The sequence below is a fragment of the Achromobacter sp. 01N37 genome, from assembly GCF_056399725.1.
On sequence record NZ_JBFTRX010000018.1, the window covers coordinates 17446 to 37703 of the forward strand.

A 20258-nucleotide genomic window follows, 5' to 3' on the forward strand; every position below is an offset into this window, starting at 1 on the left:
CGTTTCCGCGTGGTCAGAGTTGGCCGGTCGTGAGCATCTTGTGGACGATGGCCGGATCGGCCTCCGTGGCCAGGGCTTCACGCAATGCCTTGTTCGACATGAGCTGCGCGAGTTCGGCCAGGATGTCCAAGTGCTGCTGCGTGGCCGTTTCCGGCACCAGCAGACAGAGCAGCATCGACACGGGTTGCCCGTCGGGCGCGTCAAAGGAAATGGGCTGCGCCAGGCGGATGAACGCCGCCAGCGCCTGCTCAAGTCCCTTTACTCGGCCGTGAGGAACGGCCACGCCCTGCCCAAGAGCAGTGGAGCCAAGACGTTCCCGGGCAAACAGGCTGTCGAACACGAGCGCTCGTGCCAAGCCATGGTTGTTTTCAAAAAGAAGGCCAGCTTGTTCGAACGCCCGTTTCTTGCTCGTTGCGAGCATATCGAGCACGACGTTGCCGGCGGGTAGGATGCGCGACAAATGATTCATCGGATCATTATATGGTTATATGACGCAGTGCAATAAATTGGCCTCGTGCGGCGCCCATTGCGTAGGCGGCCGACGGCATGGCAAGAGCGACAGCATAGACTGATCACGATGGATTGTGGGCATTCCGGTGCGCAGATACCCCTCAAAACGCGGGATTTGGCCGGAATCAGCGCATAAGTGGGAAAACGAGGACGCAACGCGAATTCGCCGGCAAGACCGGGAATGGAGGGACACAGCTGGGGGGATGGGGTAATACAGGACGGGTAGTGCAGGAGGGGAGTCTTGCCGATGCCCCGGCTGGACTGACGTCTAGCGGGACACCGGGACTTAGGCAGGATTTTTCAATCGCTGTTTAACTCAATCGCTCAGGGCGAGTGATCATGAAGCGCGGTTACTGCTGGGGTGGCGAAAGAATCGCCGCTTGCCGCTTCACGGACTCCGCTGAGTGACTACGTACCTTGTCCTTGTGCTTGATGACCTGACGGTCGACTTTGTCAGCAAGAAGGTCTATGGCTGCATAGAGGTTTTCATCGGTTGCTTCACAATGAATGTCCTTACCGCTTAGACGCATGGTGATTTCGGCTCTATGCCGCAGGGGCTCTACTGAGAGCATGACCTGGGTATCGATGACGTGATCGAAATGCCGCAGCACTCGCGCCAATTTGTTCATGACATATTCCCGGATTGCCGGGGTGACGTCGAGGTGACGACCGCAGATGCTCAGGTTCATAGTGTGCTCTCCTTCTAAAAGAGAAAAAATGGTTGCGCAAAATGCGCGGTGATGTCTTTAGGCGTTCTCCTTGATTGGGTGGGTGCGTTTAGTACTAGTGTATAGACTCGGGCCGATAAAACAAGCTGACCTAGCGCAAGAACATGGCATTTTTATGGCGCAAGCCCTAGGGAGTATTCGCCTTGGCCCGAGAGGGGCCTAGGGGTCTTCCCCAGGGCCTGTTACATGCGGAAGTGCTCGCCCAGATAGACGCGGCGAACGGCCGGATCGCCCACGATTTCGTCGGGGTGGCCATCAGTCAGCACCTTGCCTTCGCTGATGATGTAGGCGCGGTCGCAGATGCCCAGCGTTTCGCGCACGTTGTGGTCGGTGATCAGCACGCCGATGCCGCGGCCCTTCAGGAACCGCACGATGCGCTGGATTTCAATCACGGCGATAGGGTCCACGCCGGCAAACGGTTCATCCAACAGAATGAAGCGCGGGCTGGTGGCCAACGCCCGCGCGATTTCCACGCGGCGGCGTTCACCGCCCGACAGCGAAATAGCGGCGTTGCTGCGGATGTGGCCAATCTGAAGCTCTTCCAGCAGCGATTCCATCTGCTCGTTGATCTTCGGCGTGGACAGCGGCCGGCCATCAGGACCCAGCTGCAATTCGAGCACGGCGCGGATGTTCTGTTCGACCGTCAGCCGGCGGAACACGGACGCATCCTGCGGCAGGTACGACAGGCCCATGCGCGCGCGCTTGTGAATCGGCATCGCGGTGATGACGGAACCGTCGATCTCGATGCGGCCGGCGTCTGCCGGCACCAGGCCCACGATCATGTAGAAGCTGGTGGTCTTGCCGGCGCCGTTGGGGCCCAACAGGCCGACGACTTCGCCGCTGACCACGGACAGGGACACATCCTGCACCACGGTCCGGCCGTTATAGGTCTTGCGCAAACCGGTTGCGCGCAGGCTGCCCTGCTTGACCCCCGAGGGGGAGGAGGTCACGGGTGTCGGCACAGAAGGTTGATTCATCGTGGGTGCGTATGGTGTTGCATGGGGGGCGCTTTAGCGCCCTTTCTTTGCGGCTTGCTGCTTGCGGCATTCAGCCACGGCGGCATCCGACTTGGCGCGCGGTTCGGCCACCGAGCGCACGCGGCCACCCGCCGCAGCGGAGTTGGGGCCGCCCTGAGCTTCGTAGGTACCGGTTTTTTCGTTGTAGCGTACCCGTTCGCCGCGAATCGTGTCGAACGGTTTGCCACAGACGTAACGGATGACAACGGCCTGGCCGATCAGGTCGAACGTGCTTTTCGTGCCGTCGTATTCGGCGCGCAGGCCCTTGCCTTCGATGAGCTCGAACGTGTCGGGGCGTTCCTGGCGGATCGTCACGACTTTGCCCTTGTTGGCGGTGGCGGTGCCGTACTGGCCGCCTTGCGCGTCTTCGTGCATTTCCAGCGTGTCGGACGTCAGCGTCATCAAGCCGCGCGTCATGTTCACGTTGCCAGTGAACACGCTTTGTTTCTTCACGTCGTCGTAGTGCAGCGTGTCCGACAGGATCAGCGTGCTGGGCTCTTCAGCGGGGGCCGCCTTGCTGGAGCCGGCGGCGGGCTTCGCAGCCGCGTCCTGCGCGTGCGCCGGCGCAAACACCGAAGCCGTCAGCAGAACGGCGCCAAGCAGGCGAGTCGTCGGGGCAAGGAGAGTCCGAAGGTCGGTCATGGTTTCTTCTGGTCAGAGTTGTTGGCGGGTATCTCGGTCCGGCGTTGTTGCTTGCCTTCGGAACCGGCAATTTCAACATCCGTCGACGCCGACACCTGCAATTGGCGTGTTTTGTTGTTGTAGTGCATGCCCTTGCCGTTCATCCGCGAACGGCCCTTGATCACCTCGGCGGGCAGGTCGGTAAAGACCACATCGTCGTCGGGCAGGATGATCAGTTGCTGGCTGCGCACGTCCAGCACATCATTGTTGGCGTCGGGCTGGCGGTGCACGTGGGCGTCGCCGTTCATGACGATGCGCTTGCCGCCTTGCTCCATCACCGCAGTCTTCGAAACACCTACCGTGATCGGGTTGGCTTCGCGTTGGCCCACCGCGCGCGGCGCGGTGATGTGATACGAGTCATCGTCCGGGAAATGTTCCGCGTAATCGCCTTCCAGCCGGTTGATGGGGCGTCCGGTGGGGTCGGTGCGCAACATCACGAAGTTGCGCGACCAGGCGTCCATTTCATGCGTGATGCGGCGGGGCGGGTCCACCTGGATGGCGCGCTGCGCGTAATCGGCCGCCCACCACGAGCTGGTGACCAGCACCAGCAGCAGGAACAGCGCGATCAGGGAAGGAAAACGTTCTTTCATCGGGTTCGCCACGAGGGCGGTTGGGGGGTCAGAGCGGTCATTGGATGGCGCCAGGGCCGAGCAGGCCCGGCGCCGCCAGGAACGCGCCCAGGCGTCCCTGCGAAGCCAGCAGCAGATCGCAGCATTCGCGCACCGCGCCGCTGCCGCCCGGTTGCGTGGAAACCCAGTGCGCAGCCTGGCTGACATAGCCCGGCGCGTTTGGCACGCTGGCGGCAAAGCCCGCGCGCTGCATGGCCGGCAGGTCGATGATGTCATCGCCCATATAGCCGGTTTGGTTCAGTTGGACACCCGAGCGCTGCGCAAGTTCGGCCAGCGCCGCACCCTTGTCGCGCACACCCTGCATGACTTCCGCAATGCCCAGTTCGGCGGCGCGGCGCGCCACGATGGGGCCGGATCGGCCCGTCATCAGCGCCACCGTCAGCCCGCCTTCCATCAGCAGGCGCAGGCCGTGGCCGTCCAGGGCGTTGAAGCGCTTTTGCAGTTCGCCGTTTTCGCCGTAGTACAGGCTGCCGTCGGTCAGCACGCCGTCGACATCGAACACCATCAAGCGAACCGTCGCGGCGCGGTCGCGCACGGTGGCGGGAATACGGGCAAGCACCAGCGCTTCGGCCGGGTGAGTCACGGAAGCAGGAAGAGTCATAGTCATACCACTTTAGCGGCCATCAGATCATGCATATGCAAGGCGCCCAGCAGCGCGCCGTCGGAGTCCAGCACCAGCATCTGGTTGAGCCGCAGCTCGTCCATCTGTTGGGCGGCCTCGACGGCCAGCGCGTCGGGGTTGATGCTGCGTGGCGAACGGGTCATGCCCGCCTCCACGGTCAGACTGCGGATATCGCCGTGCCGGGCGATCAGACGGCGCAAGTCGCCGTCGGTGAAGATGCCCAGCGGGCGGTGCTGCGCGTCGGTCACCACCGTCATGCCCATGCCCTTGGCGGACATGACTTCCAGCGCTTGCGACACGGGGGTGCCGGCCAGCACGATCGGCAAGGCGTTGCCCTGGCGCATGACGTCGCGCACGTGCGTCAGCAGTCGGCGGCCGAGCGCGCCACCCGGATGCGACCGGGCGAAGTCCTGCGGGCCGAAGCCGCGCGCTTCCAGGCAGGCCACGGCCAGGGCGTCGCCCAGGGCCAGCGCCGCGGTGGTGCTGGCCGTGGGCGCCAGATTCAGCGGGCAGGCTTCCTGCGCCACGCTGCCGTCCAGGTGCACGTCGGCCAGCAGGGCCAGTTCGGATTGCGGGTTGCCGGTGATCGCCACCAGCTTGGCGCCCATGCGGCGGGCGACGGGCAGGATGGTCAGCAGCTCTTGCCCCGCGCCCGAGTACGACACGGCGATCACCACGTCGTCCTGCGTGATCATGCCCAGGTCGCCATGCACGGCTTCGGCGGCGTGCACGAAGAAGGCGGGCGTGCCGGTCGAGGCGAACGTCGCCGCGATCTTGCGGGCAATATGGCCGGTCTTGCCGATGCCCGTGACCACCACGCGGCCACGGCACGCGAGCAACAGCGCGACCACTTGGGTAAAGGAGTCGTCCAGTCGTGCGGATAGGTCCAACAGACCCTGGCTTTCGATTTGCAGCGTGCGGCGAGCAGATGCCAGCGCGGTATCGGACGATGTAGAGGGATGATCAGTCATTCAGAGATTTTAATATCAGTGGGCGCGTTTGCCCCCGGCAGGGGGGTATGGCATTCTGGCGGCTCATTTCAACGGCTTTCAATCCTTCACTCCAGGCCCGCTCCATGTCCAGCATTTCCAGCCCCGTCCTTGGCACGCCCTTGTCCCCCTTGGCCACCCGAGTCATGTTGCTCGGATCGGGCGAATTGGGCAAAGAGGTCATCATTGCCCTGCAAAGGCTGGGCGTGGAAGTCATTGCCGTGGATCGGTATGCCGACGCCCCGGGCCATCAGGTGGCGCACCGGGCGCATGTGGTCTCCATGACCGACGCGGACGCCCTGAAGAAGATCATCGAGCAAGAGCGGCCGCACGTTATTGTCCCCGAAATCGAAGCCATTGCCACCAGTTTGCTGGTAGAGCTGGAAGCCGCCGGCGTGGCGCGCGTGACGCCGACCGCCCGCGCAGCCCAACTGACCATGAACCGCGAGGGCATCCGCCGCCTGGCCGCCGAGACGCTTGGCCTGCCGACGTCCCCGTACCGCTTTGTCGACACCGAAGAAGAATTGCGCGCCGCCATCGACGGCGGCATCGGCTACCCCTGCGTCATCAAGCCCGTCATGTCCTCGTCGGGCAAGGGCCAATCGGTCATCAAGAGCGCCGACGACGTTGCGGCCTCCTGGCGCTATGCCCAGGAAGGCGGCCGGGTGGGCGGCGGCCGCGCCATTGTTGAAGGCTTTATCCGCTTTGACTACGAAATTACCTTGCTGACCGTGCGCGCCCGTGGCGCCGACGGCAAGGTCGAAACCCGGTACTGCGAGCCCATTGGCCACAAGCAGGTCGACGGCGATTACGTCGAAAGCTGGCAGCCGCACCCGATGTCGCCCGCCGCGCTTGAACGCGCACGGGAAATCGCGCTGGCCGTCACGTCCGACCTGGGCGGGCTGGGCATCTTCGGCGTGGAACTCTTTGTGGCGGGCGACCAAGTGTGGTTTTCGGAAGTCAGCCCGCGTCCCCACGACACCGGCATGGTCACCATGATCACCCAGGCCCAGAACGAGTTCGAGCTGCACGCCCGCGCGCTGTTGGGCTTGCCGGTGGACACCAGCCTGCGCCAGCCGGGGGCCAGCAGCGTCATCTACGGCGGGGTGGATGCCGCCGCCGTGTCGTTCCACAACGTCGCCGAGGCCCTGACCGAGTCCGGCACTGACATCCGCCTGTTCGGCAAGCCTGAGTCCTTCGTCAAGCGCCGCATGGGCGTGGGCCTGGCCGTGGCCGACGACGTCGCCGCCGCCCGCGCCAAGGCCAAGCGCGTGTCCGCCGCCGTGTCCGTCAAGGCGGGCTGATTCCCCGGGGCAATCGCTGCCCCGTTTGTGGACCCCGCATTAGCCCCTGGCCCTGCATAGCCACCGGCCCCCCATAGCCCCCGGGCCCTCACAGCCGTCGGCCCTGCATAGCCACCGGCCCTGCATAGCCACCGGCCCCTCACAGCCACCCGCCTCACGGCCGGTGGCTGTTTACATGCCCCGCCCGCCTGATCGTCCCCATTTTCCATGGCCTGTCACATTCTCAGGCTACGTTGACGCATTCCCATTCGCCCGCCAAGGCTTGCGGCAATACCCCTGCCGGCGATGTGGTTTGCGCTTTCGCACAGTTTGTTCGATAATTTCAGGAATTACTGAAAGCGGTGTAACGGTATCTAACAGCCAAACCGCACTCTTGACCCTGGCGCTGAACACTCATGGAACTCACCCCTCAAAACGAACGTTTCGTCCTGCACTTTGGCGAAATGGGCAGCCGCTGGGGGGTCAACCGCACCGTCGGGCAAATCTACGCCCTGCTGTTTCTTCACCCTGAACCCCTGAACGCTGACGACATCGCCGAAACCCTCGGCTTTTCCCGTTCGAACGTCAGCCTGGGGTTGAAAGAGCTGCAATCGTGGCGCCTGGTCAAGCTGATCCACCAAGTGGGCGACCGCCGCGACTATTTCGAGACGCCCAAAGACGTCTGGGAAATCTTCCGCATCCTGATGGAAGAAAAGCGCAAGCGCGAAATCGAACCCACGCTCACCCTGCTGCGCGACACGCTTCTTGAAGGGCCGTCAGGTCCTGAAGACGCCTACGCCCAGCAGCGCATGACCGAAATGCTGGAGCTCATCGAACTGTCCACGGGATGGTTCGATGAGGTTCAACGCCTGCCGCCAGAGACCCTTCAAACCCTGATGAAAATGGGTTCGAAAGTGCAAAAAGTACTGGGCTTCGCCGGCAAATTGCGGGGCAAGGGCTGAGTCCCATCCGCCTCGATTTTTCAGGAAACCTCTATGAAGTTGTATCCAACGCTCGTAACATGGCGCGAGAGACGGCCTGGGAACCATGCCGGTTGCCGCGGCACCTCAACAGCTTGGGAGCGCCCCAATGATTGATCTCGACGTCGTAAATCTGTCGCGATTCCAGTTTGCCGCGACCGCGCTTTACCACTTCCTGTTTGTCCCCCTCACGCTTGGCCTGTCGTTCATCCTGGCCATTATGGAAAGCGTGTACGTCATGACCGGCCGCCCCATCTGGAAGCGGATGACCATGTTCTGGGGCACGCTCTTCGGCATCAACTTTGCACTCGGCGTCGCCACCGGCGTGGTGATGGAATTCCAGTTCGGGATGAACTGGTCCTACTACAGCCACTATGTAGGCGACATCTTCGGCGCCCCGCTCGCGCTTGAAGGGCTGATGGCCTTCTTCCTGGAAGCCACCTTCGTCGGCCTGTTCTTCTTCGGCTGGAACCGCATGTCGAAGGTCAGTCACCTGATCGTGACCTGGCTGGTGGCGTTCGGCACGAACTTCTCGGCGCTGTGGATTCTGATCGCCAACGGCTGGATGCAGAACCCGGTGGGCGCCATCTTCAACCCCGACACCATGCGCATGGAGATGACCGATTTTGCCGCGGTGATCTTCAACCCTGTCGCGCAAGCCAAGTTCGTGCACACGGTCAGCGCCGGTTATGTGGCGGGCGCGATGTTCGTGATGTCGATCAGCGCCTGGTATCTGCTGAAGGGCCGGCACACCGATCTGGCCAAGCGTTCGATGGCGGTGGCCGCAAGCTTCGGCTTGGCGGGCGCGTTGTCCGTCGTGGTGCTGGGCGATGAAAGCGGCTACCTGACCACCGAACATCAGAAGATGAAGATCGCGGCCATGGAATCCATGTGGCACACGGAACCCGCGCCCGCGTCCTTCAACCTGATCGCGATTCCCAACCAGGCCGAACGCAAGAACGACTTCGCCATCGAGATTCCCTACGTCATGGGCATCATCGGCACGCGTTCGTTGACCACGCCGCTGCTGGGTATCGATGACCTGATCCTGCGCGCCGAAAACCGCATCCGCGATGGCATGGTGGCGTACGACGCCTTGCAGAAGATCCGCGCCAGTCCCAAGGATGTGGATGCGCGCATGGTCTTCGACAAGACCTGGCCGGACCTGGGCTACGCCTTGCTGGTCAAGCGGTATCAGGAAGACATGACCAAGGTCACCGAGGCCGACATCAAGCAGGCCGCGATTGACACCGTGCCCAACGTGGCGCCGCTGTTCTGGGCGTTCCGCATCATGGTGGCGGTGGGCATGTACCTGATCCTGTTCTTCGGCGTGGCCTTCTGGCTGGCGTCGCGCGGCCGTCTGGACAGCCGCCGTGGCCTGCTCAAGGTGGCGCTGTGGAGCTTGCCGCTGCCGTGGGTCGCCATTGAAAGCGGCTGGTTCGTGGCCGAATACGGCCGCCAGCCCTGGGTGATTGAAGGCGTGCTGCCGACGTATTACGCCGCATCCGGCCTGACGATCGCCGACCTGGCCATCAGTCTTGCCATCTTCCTGGTGCTGTACACGGTTCTGCTGATCATCGGCGTGAAGGTCATGCTGCACGCGATCAAGGCGGGTCCGAAATCCGATGGGCCGGTGGCGGGCGCCGCCGCCGATCCTGTGCGCGCCGCCGTGCGCGCCTAAGGGGAGAGAAGCAGATGGATACCCTTATTCCTTTTGACTATGGCACCTTGCGCGTGATCTGGTGGGTGCTGCTGGGCGCCTTGCTGATCGGCTTCGCCGTCATGGACGGCTTTGACCTGGGCGTGGCGGCGTTGCTGCCCGTGGTGGCCAAGACGGACGCCGAACGCCGCGTGGTGATCAACGTTGTCGGCCCCGTGTGGGAAGGCAACCAGGTCTGGCTGATCACGGCGGGCGGCGCCATCTTTGCCGCCTGGCCGCTGTTGTATGCCGCGTCGTTCTCGGGGTTCTACCTGGCGATGATGCTGGTGCTGATCGCGCTGATCCTGCGTCCCGTAGGCTTCAAGTACCGCAGCAAGATGGAAGGCACGCGCTGGCGTAACAGCTGGGACGGCGTGCTGTGCTTCTCGGGCGTGGTGGCTTCCCTGGTGTTTGGCGTGGCGATGGGCAACATCGTCCTGGGCGTGCCGTTCACGTTCGACGCCGTGACGCTGCGGCCCATCTACGAAGGCCATTTCTATCAGCTGTTTGCGCCCTTCGCCTTGCTGGCCGGCGTGCTCAGCGTGGTGATGCTGGCCATGCACGGCGCGGTGCTGCTGGCGTGGCGCACGGAAGATCCGATTGCTTCGCGGGCTCGCAACTGGGGCCGGCTCGCCGCCTTGCTGACGGCGGCGCTGTTTGCGGCCGGCGGCTTCTGGGTGGCAGGCGGCATCGGTGGCCACACCATCACCAGCGCGGTCAACATGGCGGGTCCGTCCGATCCGATGCTGAAGACCGTTTCCGTACAGACCGGCGCGTGGATGGCCAACTATGCCAAGTGGCCGTTGATGTGGATCGCGCCCGTGCTGGGTGTGGCGGGTGCGTTGCTGGTGGTGCTGCTGCTGACCGTACGCGCCAACGTGCTGGCGTTCCTGGCGTCTGCGGTGTCGATCGCCGGTGTGATCCTGACGGTGGGCTTTTCGCTCTTCCCGTTCATCATGCCGTCCTCGACCAAGCCGCAGGCCGGCCTGACCATCTGGGACGGCTCGTCCAGCCATCTGACGCTGTGGATCATGGTGATCGCCGTGGCCGTATTCCTGCCCATCGTCACGCTCTACACCGCCTGGGTGTATCGCGTGATGCGCGGCAAGGTCACCCATGAATCTGTGGGCGACACGCCCAACTCATACTAAAAGGAGCCTCCACCATGTGGTATTTCTCGTGGATACTCGGTCTGGGTTTGGCGTGCGCGTTCGCCATTCTCAATGCAATGTGGTTCGAGCTGCGCGAAGGTCATTCGCATGACCCGCGCGCCAGCCGCGACGACGAGTGAGCGGCGGCGCTAGCAGCCTCGAGCACGACCCTTCGGCCAGTTTGCAGAAACCGCCGCGCGAGCAGTCGCGGTGGTTGATGGCGCTTGCCAAGGCGGCCAGGCTTCCGTTGATGTTGGCAGGCGCCGCACCGCTCGTAAGCGGCGCCTTGCTGGTGGTGCAGGCCTGGCTGTTGGCCAGCGTGCTGGACGCGGCCATCATGCGCGATGCGTCGCGCCAGGAATTGCTGGCCCCCATTCTGGGCATTGCCACGCTGATGCTGGTGCGTGCCTGTATTACATGGGCCGGCGAACGTGCGGGCGCGGATGCCGCCGAACGCATCAAGCGCCATGTGCGCCAAGCGCTGTTTTCCCGGATGGTTGCCAAGGGGCCGTACTGGAGCCGGGGCAAGGCGTCCGGCGAATTGGCCAGCGCGGTGGTGGACCAGGTCGAGGCGCTGGATGGTTTCTTCGCCAAGTACCTGCCCGCCATGGCGGCGGCCGCGATGTTGCCGGTGGCGTTTTCGGTTTTGCTGTTGCCGGTGGATGTGGTCGCCGGCCTGGTGCTGCTGATCACCGCGCCGCTCATTCCCTTGTTCATGGCCTTGGTAGGGTGGGGCGCGCAAGGCGCCAGCCGCCGCCATCTGCGCGCGTTTGCCCGCTTGTCTGGCTTCTTCGCCGACCGGTTGCGCGGCTTGTCTACGCTGAAACTGTATGGCCGCGCGGACGCCGAAGCGGCGTCCGTCGTGGCCGCCAGCGATGCCCTGCGCCAGCGCACGATGTCGGTGTTGCGCATTGCATTTCTGTCGTCGGCCGTGCTGGAATTTTTTGCCGCCCTTGGCGTGGCGGGCGTGGCCGTTTACATCGGCCTGACGTATCTGGGCTTTCTGGATGTGCGCTGGTCGCCGCTGACGTTGCAGGCGGGCTTGTTCTGCCTGCTGATGGCGCCGGAGGTCTATGCGCCGCTGCGCCAGTTCGCCGCGCATTATCACGACCGCGCCACGGCACTTGCCGCCGTGACGCAAATCGCCGTGTTGTTCGATGGCCTGCCGCAAGACGAAGCCGTGGCGCAAACGCGTATCGGCCGCGCGGCGGCATCGGCATCATCGGGCGCCGCGTTGGCGCTTACCGGGCTGACGGTAACGGCGCCCGGCCGGGGGCTCGCCGTGCTGTCAGACGCCGCGCTGACCCTTGCGCCCGGTGAACATGCGGCGTTGATGGGGCCCAGCGGCATCGGAAAATCCACCCTGATCGAAGCCATTGCGCGGCTGCGCCCCAGCCAGGGTGATATCCGCATCGATGGCATACCGCTGGCCGATTGGGATGAAGCCGACCTGCGCGGCCGCGTGGCGCTGATCGGACAGAAGCCGCAATTGCTGGCCGGTTCCATCGCCGACAACATCCGCCTGGGGTGCCCGGACGCCGCCGATAGCGATGTGCACGAAGCTGCCCGCCGCGCCTGCGTGCTGGAGTTTGCAGAAGCGTTGCCGGAAGGGCTGAACACGCCGTTGGGTAGCCGAGGCCACGGCCTGTCGGGCGGGCAGGCGCAGCGCGTGGCGCTGGCCCGTTTGTTCCTGCGCGACCCCGGGCTGATCCTGCTGGACGAACCCACCGCGCATCTGGACGACGCCACGCAGTCGCGCGTGCTGGATGAAATTCTTGCGTTCGCAGCCGGGCGCACCTTGCTGCTGGCAACGCACTCGCCCGCCGTGGCGGCCCGCTTTGGCCGGGTGCTGCGGGTGGCGGACGGAAACGTGGAAGACGCATGAAGAATCTGCTGTTGCTGTTGCCGTTATATGCGCGTCGAAAAGGCGGGCTTTTACTCGCATTGTTCTGTGCGCTGGCCACCGTTGCGGCGGGCGTGGGCTTGCTGGGCGTCTCTGGCTGGTTTTTGACGGGTGCTGCGCTGGCGGGCGCAGGCGGCATGTTCAACCTGTTTGCGCCGTCGGCGCTGGTGCGCGGTTTGTCTTTCCTGCGCATCGTGTCGCGTTACGCCGACCGGGTGGTGGGGCATTCCGCCACCTTGCGCCTGCTGGCCGATTTGCGCGCCACCGTGTTCGGCGCCTTGATCCGGCTGACGCCGCGCCAGTTGGCGCGCTATCGCAGCGGCGATCTGGTGGCGCGCATGACGGGCGACGTCGATGCGCTGGATACCGTCTTTCTATTTGTGCTGGCGCCGTTGGCCACGGCCATCCTGGGTGGCGCCGTGCTCACCGCAGTGCTGGGCATGTGGGTGCCGGCCGCCGCACTGGCGTTTGCGCTGGCGCTCATGACCGCCTGCGTGCTGGTGCCGTGGTGGTTGCTGCGCGCAGCGCGCAAGCCGGGTGTGGCCGCGCAGGAAAGTGCTGCCGGCTTGCGCGCGGCCGCGTTGGATGCGGTGGACGGCCATGCGGACATGGTGGCGCTGCACGCACAGGCGCAGACCGCCGCGCATTTTGAACGCCTGTGCGAAGCCAGTGCGCAAGCGCGCCGTACCCAGGCGCGCGTAGCGGCGCGCGGGCAATGGTTTCTGCAAGCCGCAGCGGGCATTTCGGTATTGGCGCTGCTGTGGTTCGGGCTGGCCACGCACGAAGCGGGCGGCATTGAAGGGCCGGTGCTGGTGGGCCTGTTGCTGGCAGTCATCGGTATTTTTGAAGTCGCGGGCCCAATCATGCGCGGGGCGTCCCGCATGGGCTCGGCGATGTCGGCGGCGGCGCGTATCCGCGATGTGACGCAAAGCCAACCCGACATGCAAGACCCCGTCGCGCCGCTCGCCTTGCCGCTCCATGGCGCACTGGAACTGAACGATGTCAGTTTTCGCTACCCGGCGCGTGGGGCGGAACTGGCTGCGGCGGTATTGGATGGCATCGGCTTGCGCGTGGAACCCGGCGAGCGCATCGCGATTGTTGGCGCCAGCGGCGCGGGCAAGTCCACGCTGCTGCACCTGATCCTGCGCCTGGAAGACCCGCTAGCCGGGCAAGTGCGATTCGGCGGTTGCGATGCGCGCGACGCGGCGCAAGCCGATTGGCACCGGCGCATCGCGTTGCTATCGCAAGATGCGCCGGTATTCCTGGGCACCTTGCGCACGAATCTGCTGATCGGCGACCCCGATGCCGACGACGCCACCTTGTGGCGCGCGCTGGACGCCGCCCGGCTGGGGGATTTTGTGCGCGGTTTGCCAGACGGGCTGGACACCTGGGCGGGAGAAACCGGCTCGCAATTGTCGGCAGGGCAGGCGCGGCGCTTGTGTCTGGCGCGGGCATTGTTGTCGCCTGCGGCGGTCATCGTGCTGGATGAGCCCACCGCCGGGCTGGATGCTGCAGCCCAAGCCGACTTCTTCAACGACCTGGAAGGCGCGGTGCGGGGACGCACCGTCATCTTGACCACGCACGCCGATTTGCCCCCGGGTGCCGTCCACCGTTGCCTGGAACTGCGCAACGGACAATTACATGACTTGTCACAGCAGGCGGCAATCCTGGCTTAAGCGCGGTGGCAAGGTTATAGTTCGCCTTGCTTCAATTCTTCAGGGCCGCCTTCCATGCAGACCGACAACGCCGAGTACATCCGGCGCACCATCCGAAGCGTTCCGGACTGGCCCCAACCCGGCGTCATCTTCCGCGATATCACGCCGGTATTGCAGGACCCGCGTGCCTTCCGGGTGCTGATCGATCTCTTCGTCTACCGCTATATGCGCCAGCGCCTGGATTTGGTGGCGGGCGTGGATGCGCGCGGCTTCATCGTGGGCAGCGTGTTGGCCTATGAACTCAACCTTGGGTTCGTGCCCGTGCGTAAGAAGGGCAAGCTGCCGTTTCGCACGGTGGCCGAGGAATATTCGCTGGAATACGGCAATGCCGCGGTCGAGATGCACACGGATTCCGTGCGCACCGGTCAACGCGTACTGCTGGTGGATGACCTGATCGCAACCGGCGGCACCATGCTGGCCGCCATCAAGCTGCTGCAACGCCTGGGCGCCAATGTGGTCGAGGCCGCGGCGATTATCGATCTGCCCGATCTGGGCGGGTCGGCCAAGGTGGCCGAGACGGGCACGCCGCTCTACACGGTCTGTCAGTACGACGCGGGCACGCCGTAATTCACGCCGTAATTCACGCCGTCGTACACACGTTAGGGCGCGCCTGAATTCACGCCTTAAGTCACGCGGTCGGGCGGGCCGTAAGTTCCGACCCGCCTCGCGCTTCTCTCTTCAAGAATCCGACAACCTGGGCTGAATGAAGTCCAGGAAAGCCTTGGTTTTTGCGGGCAGCATGCGCGAGGGCAGCAGGGCAAAGAGGGGCAGGGGCGTCAAGCTCCAGTCCGGCAGCACGCGCACCAGGCCCGATTGCTCGATGGCGCGTTCCATCGCATCGAACACCAGCAAGGGCGTGATGCCAAGCCCCTGGCTCGCCAGCCGGCCTAGCATGCCCACGTTGTTCGCCGACAGGCGGCCCGACACCTGCACGCGTTCCACCTTATCGCCCGAATGCAGCATCCAGAACGAGGACTCCTCACGCATCGTGGGGCGCAGGCATTCGTGGTGCGTCAGGTCGGCAGGCACACGCGGTTCGCCATGGCGCGCCAGGTAATCGGGTGACGCGTACAACTGATGCGCCATCAGCACGATCTTGCGCGAGATCAGGCTGGAATCCGGCTGCTGGCCGAAGCGCAGAATCAGGTCGAACGGGTTGCTGATGGGGTCGATCGGACGCATGCTCAGATCGAAATCGCATTCGATATCGGGATGCTGTTCGCGGAATTCACTGATGACGGCGGGCAGAAACAGCTGCGCCAGACTGGTGGGCAGCGAAATGCGCAGGCGGCCTTTAGGCTGCACCGCCATGTCCAGCAACTGGTCGTGCGCAATGCGCGCTTCTTCCACAATGTGCCGGCAACGTTCGAAGTAGATGGCGCCGGCTTCGGTCAGGTCGATCTTGCGCGTGCTGCGGTTCAAGAGCCGCATGCCAACGCTGCGTTCCAATTCACTGACGCGGCGCGAGAGCGTGGATGTTGGAATATTCAAGGCTTCCGCAGCGTGGCTGAAGTTCTTGCGCTTGGCGACTTCGACAAAGAGCGCGATGTCGTTAAGCTGGATATCCATGGGGCCCTCGAGACTCAAAATTCCATTTCTGGCAGGTTTGTATGATAAATGGATTTATTGTCCCGCCAGCAGAAATGTCTATTTCCTTGCCGGGGATAACGCGTTGCGCGAATGGTGAGCTCACGTTCCGTTACTCAACTGGCGGACAGCTGAACGCTGGCAAGGCTTGTGCTGCCTGCGTCTGCGAGGGGATTGCGCAATAAACGCGCAGATTGCACCGGATACAACGTGCAATTGTCCCATCCGTGCAAATATGTTCACCAAAATAAGGGTTTTTACTAGGCGCGATTCCCCAGATACTTCGTCCCAGCAATCAAACAGTCACATCGCACCTGCCAGCCTGGCAGAAGACGCTGTGCAAGGTTTAGGATGGAGTCATCACAATGAAAGCCCTAGCAACCGCACTCATGGTTACCGCAACCCTAGTGGGTATGTCCGCCGCTCACGCCGATGGCAAGACGCGTGAACAGGTCCAACAAGAACTGCAAGCCGCCAAGGCCGCCGGCCAGGTCACGTTTGGTGAACTGGACTACCCGCCCGCCACCGTGCAACAAACCGGCCTGACGCGCGACCAGGTTCAGCAAGAGCTGCAAAGCGCCAAGGCCGCTGGCCAGGTCACCACTGCTGAACTGGATTACCCGCCCCGCGCCGCCGTGTCGCAATCCGCCGGCAAGACCCGCGAACAAGTCCGCCAGGAATTGGCTGAAGCCAAGGCTCGCGGCGAATACACCTTCGGTGAACTGGACTATCCGCCCAAGGGCAAGTAAGTGCCGGGGCGCACGCCCTGACCCGAGGTCACGAGAAACCCCTTGAGACGCCGAGGGGTTTTTTATTGCCGGCGCATTGTGCGGCGTGGTGAGCAGTGTGGCGTTTTTGCTGCATCACTGTTCGCGCCGGGCAACAAGTTCTGTCGGTGAAAGGGGGGGTGGCGATCATGCTTTCGCCTGCTTGGCGCCCAATTGCGAGCAAAGATTCATATTTGTTTTCAACGCGTTAACGGCGCATTCCCATTGGTTTTCAGACCGGTGCGCGTGTCAGCAGTTCGTCATTATCCCAACCATGGAAAGTAGTTCGTCGAAATCCGTGTTACTTCGGATCGCCGCGCGCCGGACACTAGATTTAGTGCAGACGCCGCTTGCTTGTTCGCAGCGGCACGCCAAGGCGCCGTCAACAGGACGGCGCTTTGGCGGATGCCTTTCATCTCGCCATTTTGGGGACTTATATGAAGAAGACGCTATTGGCCGTCGCGTTGCTGGCAGGCTTTGCCGGCGCCGCGCAAGCCGCCGACTCCGTGACGCTGTACGGCTTGATCGACGCCGGTGTCGGCTACGAGCAAGTGAAGTTCAACGGCGTGTCGCAAAGCCGCGTGGGCGGCGTTCAGGGCGTGAGCAGCGGCTCGCGCTTTGGTCTGCGTGGCACGGAAGATCTGGGCGACGGCCTGCGTGCCGTGTTCACCTTGGAAGGCGGCTTCGGCCCCATGAACGGCAAGTCGGCCCAGAACGGCCGTCTGTTCGGCCGTCAAGCCACTGTGGGCCTGGATAGCGATTCCTGGGGCCGTCTGGAATTCGGCCGTCAAACGAACCTGGCGTCGAAGTACTTCGGTTCGATCGACCCGTTCTCGATCAGCTACAACACCGCCAACATGGGTACGACGTTCGGTAGCGCCAACACGATGCGCCTGGACAACATGGTGCTGTATCAAACCCCGAGCCTGGGCGGCTTCAAGGTGGGCGTGGGCTATTCGTTCAGCGCGGATGACACCGTCAGCGACACGACGCAGACGGGCTTTGCCACCGGCAACAACAACCGCGTGCTGACCGCCGGCGTGCAATACGTCAACGGCCCGCTGAACCTGGCCGCCGCTTACGACCGCTTCGACCCGACGAACAATCGTGTCGGCGGCAAGGATTCGGCGCGCATCCAGGAATACATCATCGGTGGTTCGTACGACTTTGAAGTCGTGAAGCTGGCGGCCGCTTTCGGCCAGACGCGTGACGGCTGGTTCGTTGGCCAGAACATGGGCACGACGCCGGAAGGCATGAACAACCTGGGTTCGTTCAAGCTGGCTGATGGCTTTCGCGCCAACTCGTACATGATCGGCGCGACCGTGCCGCTGGGCCGCCACGCCATCTTCGGTTCGTGGCAGCGCGCCACCCCGGGCAACGACAAGCTGACGGGCGACGACGCCACGTTCAACGTGTACAGCCTGGGCTACACCTACGACTTCACCAAGCGCACCAACCTGTACGCGTACGCCTCCTATGGCGACAACTACGCGTTCCAGCACGACGCCCGCGACACCGCGGTTGCCGTGGGTGTGCGTCACCGGTTCTAAGCGACGGCGCGCCTGACTGGACCTTGCTGAATGCGCGGTTTATCTCCGTAAGCCGCCGAGTGACAGCGAACCCCCCCCTACTTGGGTCCAGGCAGGCGCCGCTGATAGTTAGAAGGGAAGGGCCTCCGCAAGGAGGCCCTCTCGCATTGGGGCGGCGCCTGCGCGGTGGGCGGCGCTAATGGAAAAGAACTACAGAAACAGCTTGTAGGCCGGGTTCTCGGTCTCGTTCCAATGCGGATAACCCAGCTCGGCCACAAACGTGCGGAACTGCTTCTTGTCCGCCGGCGGCACCTGAATGCCGATCAGGATGCGCCCATAGTCCGCGCCCTGGTTGCGGTAATGAAACAGGCTGATGTTCCAGTCCGGATTCATCGCATTCAAAAAACGCATCAGCGCGCCCGGACGCTCGGGGAATTCAAAGCGGTACAGCAGTTCATTTCGCGCCAGCGCCGAATGCCCGCCGACCATGTGGCGCAAGTGCGTCTTGGCCATTTCATCGTGAGTCAGGTCCAGCGTGTCAAAGCCATGACGCCGGAAATTCGCGGCGATCTTGTCGGGCTCAGCGGCGGACGATACCTGGATGCCGACGAACACATGCGCGCGGTCCGCGTCCGAAATGCGGTAGTTGAATTCCGTCACGCTACGTTCCCCGACCAATTCGCAGAAGCGGCGGAAGCTGCCGCGTTGCTCGGGCATGGTGACGGCGAAGACGGCTTCGCGCATTTCGCCGACCTCGGCGCGTTCGGCCACGAAGCGTAGGCGGTCAAAATTCATGTTGGCGCCGCAGGCAATCGCAACCAGCGTCTTGCCTTTCAGATGGTGCTCGGCCGCGTATTGCTTGGCGCCGGCCACCGCCATGGCGCCCGCGGGCTCCAGCACGCTGCGCGTGTCCTGGAACACATCCTTGATGGCGGCGCAGATGGAATCGGTGTTGACGACAACGAAGTCATCGACGTACTGGCGCGTGAGCTTGAAGGTTTCCGCGCCCACCATCTTGACGGCGGTGCCGTCTGAAAACAGCCCGACATCATTCAACTGCACGCGGCGGCCCGCGCGCACGCTGCGCAGCATGGCGTCGGAATCTTCGGTCTGCACGCCAATGATCTTGATATCGGGGCGCAATTGCTTGATATAGACGGCCACGCCCGAGATCAGGCCGCCGCCGCCAATCGCCACGAAGATGGCGTCGATGGGACCCGGGTGCTGGCGCAAGATCTCCATGCCCACGGTGCCTTGGCCGGCGATCACGTCGGGGTCATCGAACGGGTGGACGAAGGTCAGCTTCTCTTTCTTTTCCAGCACTTGCGCGTGCGCAAAGGCGTCGGTGAAGCTCTCGCCCGCCAGCACCACTTCGCCGCCCAGCCGGCGCACGGCGTCAACCTTCACCTGTGGGCTGGTAGTGGGCATGACGATCACGGCGCGGCAGCCCAAGCGGCTGGCCGCCAGCGCCACGCCTTGCGCGTGGTTGCCGGCGGATGCCGCGATCACGCCGCGGTTCAGCGCGGCTTGCGGCAGGTTGGCCATCTTGTTGTACGCCCCGCGCAGCTTGAAGCTGAACACCGCCTGCGTATCTTCGCGCTTGAGCAGGACCGTGTTCCCGATGCGCGCGGATAGCTGGGGCGCCGCTTCCAGCGGCGATTCAACCGCGACGTCGTAAACCTTCGAGGTCAGGATGCGTTTCAGATAATCAGTGGACATGGACCGCGCAGAGAGCAAGAGTGAGGACGTGGGCACGATTATTGCAGGGAAAGCCGCAACGCCTGACAGGTTTATGCCCGCGATGACGCGGCATGGACGCGAACGGCCGGATCAATTCCTGATCGTCATTCTCTTTCGCGCGGCTACACTCGCTCATCATGGAAGAAAGCCTCTTATCCGCTGTTCACTGGCTCCTGGGGATGCTGGCGCTGCCCTCGGTGGGCTTGTCGGCCATCTTTACGGTGTCGCTCGTATCCGCCACTTTGCTGCCGCTGGGCTCAGAACCCGCGGTGTTCGGCTACATCAAGCTGTCGCCCGATATGTTCTGGCCGGCTGTGCTGGTGGCGACGGCCGGGAACACGATCGGTGGCGCAATCAGCTACTGGATGGGCCTGGGCGCCGAAAAGGCCTTTCAGCGCTGGAAAGAAAAACACCCGCACCCCCATCCGGGCGCCACCGAGGGCGGCCGCATGCGCGGCCGCTGGAACGAACGCGCCCACGACTGGCTGCACCGCATGGGCCCGCCGGCCTTGCTGCTGTCCTGGTTGCCCGCCGTGGGCGACCCGCTGTGCGCCGTGGCCGGCTGGCTGCGCCTGTCGTTCTGGCCTTGCGTGCTCTATATGGCCATCGGCAAATTCCTGCGCTACCTGGTGATGACCGCCGGCCTGCTTTGGGCCTTTCCCGGGCAAATCTAGCGCTGACTTCGAACTTAAAACGGGGACGGTTCATGCCGGTTTCCCGCCGCTTTTG

At 63.6% G+C, this 20258-nt stretch carries 20 protein-coding genes; 11 read left to right on the plus strand and 9 right to left on the minus strand.

Going from position 1 to position 20258, the window contains the following annotated elements; translation table 11 throughout:
- Nucleotides 1-13 precede the first annotated feature (13 nt).
- The 7 genes from AC1DSJ_RS26480 to AC1DSJ_RS26510 form a co-directional block, all read right to left on the minus strand.
- Nucleotides 14-469, minus strand: a complete 456-nt coding sequence (locus tag AC1DSJ_RS26480; RefSeq protein ID WP_054420668.1) for a PTS sugar transporter subunit IIA — start codon at nt 467-469, stop codon at nt 14-16.
- Between the two features lie 391 nt (nt 470-860).
- Nucleotides 861-1199: a ribosome hibernation-promoting factor, HPF/YfiA family gene (gene hpf / locus AC1DSJ_RS26485; protein ID WP_054420667.1), complete on the minus strand. Its 339-nt coding sequence runs from the start codon at nt 1197-1199 to the stop codon at nt 861-863.
- Nucleotides 1200-1420: 221 nt separating this feature from the next.
- Nucleotides 1421-2215, minus strand: coding sequence for an LPS export ABC transporter ATP-binding protein (gene lptB / locus AC1DSJ_RS26490; protein WP_054420666.1), 795 nt, complete (start codon nt 2213-2215; stop codon nt 1421-1423).
- Nucleotides 2216-2248: 33 nt separating this feature from the next.
- The gene (gene lptA / locus AC1DSJ_RS26495) at nt 2249-2896 is read right to left on the minus strand and encodes a lipopolysaccharide transport periplasmic protein LptA (protein ID WP_054420665.1); all 648 of its coding nucleotides are present in this window, start codon (nt 2894-2896) and stop codon (nt 2249-2251) included.
- Nucleotides 2893-3525 (minus strand): LPS export ABC transporter periplasmic protein LptC, encoded by a 633-nt coding sequence (gene lptC, locus AC1DSJ_RS26500; protein ID WP_054420664.1) that lies wholly within the window; start codon nt 3523-3525, stop codon nt 2893-2895. Before lptC ends, lptA begins: the two co-directional genes overlap by 4 nt.
- Before the next feature lie 37 nt (nt 3526-3562).
- Entirely contained in the window at nt 3563-4171 is a 609-nt protein-coding gene (locus tag AC1DSJ_RS26505) for a KdsC family phosphatase (protein ID WP_082386887.1), read from the minus strand.
- On the minus strand, nt 4168-5157 hold the full coding sequence (locus tag AC1DSJ_RS26510) for a KpsF/GutQ family sugar-phosphate isomerase (protein WP_054420662.1): 990 nt from the start codon (nt 5155-5157) through the stop codon (nt 4168-4170). Before AC1DSJ_RS26510 ends, AC1DSJ_RS26505 begins: the two co-directional genes overlap by 4 nt.
- Nucleotides 5158-5261: 104 nt before the next feature.
- On the opposite strand from AC1DSJ_RS26510, the gene purT reads away from it, so the two are divergent.
- From purT to AC1DSJ_RS26550, 8 genes are all read left to right on the plus strand, one after another.
- A complete protein-coding gene (gene purT / locus AC1DSJ_RS26515) occupies nt 5262-6479 on the plus strand; it encodes a formate-dependent phosphoribosylglycinamide formyltransferase (protein WP_054420661.1) in 1218 nt (405 codons plus the stop codon).
- 395 nt (nt 6480-6874) lie between these two features.
- The gene (locus AC1DSJ_RS26520; RefSeq protein ID WP_054420660.1) at nt 6875-7420 is read left to right on the plus strand and encodes a GbsR/MarR family transcriptional regulator; all 546 of its coding nucleotides are present in this window, start codon (nt 6875-6877) and stop codon (nt 7418-7420) included.
- A 127-nt stretch (nt 7421-7547) separates the two neighbouring features.
- Nucleotides 7548-9119: a cytochrome ubiquinol oxidase subunit I gene (locus AC1DSJ_RS26525; RefSeq protein WP_441372517.1), complete on the plus strand. Its 1572-nt coding sequence runs from the start codon at nt 7548-7550 to the stop codon at nt 9117-9119.
- 14 nt (nt 9120-9133) lie between these two features.
- On the plus strand, nt 9134-10288 hold the full coding sequence (cydB, locus tag AC1DSJ_RS26530; protein WP_054420658.1) for a cytochrome d ubiquinol oxidase subunit II: 1155 nt from the start codon (nt 9134-9136) through the stop codon (nt 10286-10288).
- A 14-nt stretch (nt 10289-10302) separates the two neighbouring features.
- Nucleotides 10303-10428 carry a cytochrome bd-I oxidase subunit CydX gene (cydX, locus tag AC1DSJ_RS26535; protein ID WP_006216286.1) on the plus strand — a complete coding sequence of 42 codons (126 nt, stop codon included), beginning with the start codon at nt 10303-10305 and terminating at the stop codon, nt 10426-10428.
- Nucleotides 10429-10505: 77 nt separating this feature from the next.
- The gene (gene cydD, locus AC1DSJ_RS26540) at nt 10506-12173 is read left to right on the plus strand and encodes a thiol reductant ABC exporter subunit CydD (protein WP_441372516.1); all 1668 of its coding nucleotides are present in this window, start codon (nt 10506-10508) and stop codon (nt 12171-12173) included.
- On the plus strand, nt 12170-13867 hold the full coding sequence (cydC, locus tag AC1DSJ_RS26545; protein WP_441372515.1) for a thiol reductant ABC exporter subunit CydC: 1698 nt from the start codon (nt 12170-12172) through the stop codon (nt 13865-13867). Before cydD ends, cydC begins: the two co-directional genes overlap by 4 nt.
- 54 nt (nt 13868-13921) lie before the next feature.
- Nucleotides 13922-14473, plus strand: coding sequence for an adenine phosphoribosyltransferase (locus AC1DSJ_RS26550; RefSeq protein WP_054420655.1), 552 nt, complete (start codon nt 13922-13924; stop codon nt 14471-14473).
- 111 nt (nt 14474-14584) lie between these two features.
- Here AC1DSJ_RS26550 and AC1DSJ_RS26555 read toward each other — a convergent pair whose 3' ends face one another.
- The gene (locus AC1DSJ_RS26555; RefSeq protein WP_054420654.1) at nt 14585-15475 is read right to left on the minus strand and encodes a LysR family transcriptional regulator; all 891 of its coding nucleotides are present in this window, start codon (nt 15473-15475) and stop codon (nt 14585-14587) included.
- Nucleotides 15476-15858: 383 nt separating this feature from the next.
- Here AC1DSJ_RS26555 and AC1DSJ_RS26560 point away from each other — a divergent pair, with 383 nt between their 5' ends.
- Entirely contained in the window at nt 15859-16242 is a 384-nt protein-coding gene (locus tag AC1DSJ_RS26560) for a DUF4148 domain-containing protein (protein ID WP_054420653.1), read from the plus strand.
- 455 nt (nt 16243-16697) lie between these two features.
- Nucleotides 16698-17810: a porin gene (locus AC1DSJ_RS26565; protein WP_054420652.1), complete on the plus strand. Its 1113-nt coding sequence runs from the start codon at nt 16698-16700 to the stop codon at nt 17808-17810.
- 189 nt (nt 17811-17999) lie between these two features.
- Here AC1DSJ_RS26565 and ilvA read toward each other — a convergent pair whose 3' ends face one another.
- Nucleotides 18000-19508 carry a threonine ammonia-lyase, biosynthetic gene (gene ilvA / locus AC1DSJ_RS26570; protein ID WP_054420651.1) on the minus strand — a complete coding sequence of 503 codons (1509 nt, stop codon included), beginning with the start codon at nt 19506-19508 and terminating at the stop codon, nt 18000-18002.
- Nucleotides 19509-19666: 158 nt separating this feature from the next.
- Between ilvA and AC1DSJ_RS26575 the strand changes: the two genes are divergently transcribed.
- Nucleotides 19667-20203 carry a YqaA family protein gene (locus AC1DSJ_RS26575; RefSeq protein WP_441372513.1) on the plus strand — a complete coding sequence of 179 codons (537 nt, stop codon included), beginning with the start codon at nt 19667-19669 and terminating at the stop codon, nt 20201-20203.
- Nucleotides 20204-20258 lie beyond the last annotated feature (55 nt).

What these genes read in the sequence shown, in the direction of transcription:
- AC1DSJ_RS26560 (WP_054420653.1), top strand. Translation starts at nt 15,859, where the DNA reads ATGAAAGCCCTAGCAACCGCACTCATGGTTACCGCAACCCTAGTGGGT.
- cydX (WP_006216286.1), top strand. Translation starts at nt 10,303, where the DNA reads ATGTGGTATTTCTCGTGGATACTCGGTCTGGGTTTGGCGTGCGCGTTC.
- lptA (WP_054420665.1), bottom strand. Translation starts at nt 2,896, where the DNA reads ATGACCGACCTTCGGACTCTCCTTGCCCCGACGACTCGCCTGCTTGGC.
- hpf (WP_054420667.1), bottom strand. Translation starts at nt 1,199, where the DNA reads ATGAACCTGAGCATCTGCGGTCGTCACCTCGACGTCACCCCGGCAATC.
- AC1DSJ_RS26525 (WP_441372517.1), top strand. Translation starts at nt 7,548, where the DNA reads ATGATTGATCTCGACGTCGTAAATCTGTCGCGATTCCAGTTTGCCGCG.
- AC1DSJ_RS26510 (WP_054420662.1), bottom strand. Translation starts at nt 5,157, where the DNA reads ATGACTGATCATCCCTCTACATCGTCCGATACCGCGCTGGCATCTGCT.
- purT (WP_054420661.1), top strand. Translation starts at nt 5,262, where the DNA reads ATGTCCAGCATTTCCAGCCCCGTCCTTGGCACGCCCTTGTCCCCCTTG.
- AC1DSJ_RS26505 (WP_082386887.1), bottom strand. Translation starts at nt 4,171, where the DNA reads ATGACTATGACTCTTCCTGCTTCCGTGACTCACCCGGCCGAAGCGCTG.
- AC1DSJ_RS26480 (WP_054420668.1), bottom strand. Translation starts at nt 469, where the DNA reads ATGAATCATTTGTCGCGCATCCTACCCGCCGGCAACGTCGTGCTCGAT.
- cydD (WP_441372516.1), top strand. Translation starts at nt 10,506, where the DNA reads ATGGCGCTTGCCAAGGCGGCCAGGCTTCCGTTGATGTTGGCAGGCGCC.
- cydB (WP_054420658.1), top strand. Translation starts at nt 9,134, where the DNA reads ATGGATACCCTTATTCCTTTTGACTATGGCACCTTGCGCGTGATCTGG.
- AC1DSJ_RS26575 (WP_441372513.1), top strand. Translation starts at nt 19,667, where the DNA reads ATGGAAGAAAGCCTCTTATCCGCTGTTCACTGGCTCCTGGGGATGCTG.
- cydC (WP_441372515.1), top strand. Translation starts at nt 12,170, where the DNA reads ATGAAGAATCTGCTGTTGCTGTTGCCGTTATATGCGCGTCGAAAAGGC.
- lptC (WP_054420664.1), bottom strand. Translation starts at nt 3,525, where the DNA reads ATGAAAGAACGTTTTCCTTCCCTGATCGCGCTGTTCCTGCTGCTGGTG.
- AC1DSJ_RS26550 (WP_054420655.1), top strand. Translation starts at nt 13,922, where the DNA reads ATGCAGACCGACAACGCCGAGTACATCCGGCGCACCATCCGAAGCGTT.
- lptB (WP_054420666.1), bottom strand. Translation starts at nt 2,215, where the DNA reads ATGAATCAACCTTCTGTGCCGACACCCGTGACCTCCTCCCCCTCGGGG.
- AC1DSJ_RS26555 (WP_054420654.1), bottom strand. Translation starts at nt 15,475, where the DNA reads ATGGATATCCAGCTTAACGACATCGCGCTCTTTGTCGAAGTCGCCAAG.
- AC1DSJ_RS26520 (WP_054420660.1), top strand. Translation starts at nt 6,875, where the DNA reads ATGGAACTCACCCCTCAAAACGAACGTTTCGTCCTGCACTTTGGCGAA.
- ilvA (WP_054420651.1), bottom strand. Translation starts at nt 19,508, where the DNA reads ATGTCCACTGATTATCTGAAACGCATCCTGACCTCGAAGGTTTACGAC.
- AC1DSJ_RS26565 (WP_054420652.1), top strand. Translation starts at nt 16,698, where the DNA reads ATGAAGAAGACGCTATTGGCCGTCGCGTTGCTGGCAGGCTTTGCCGGC.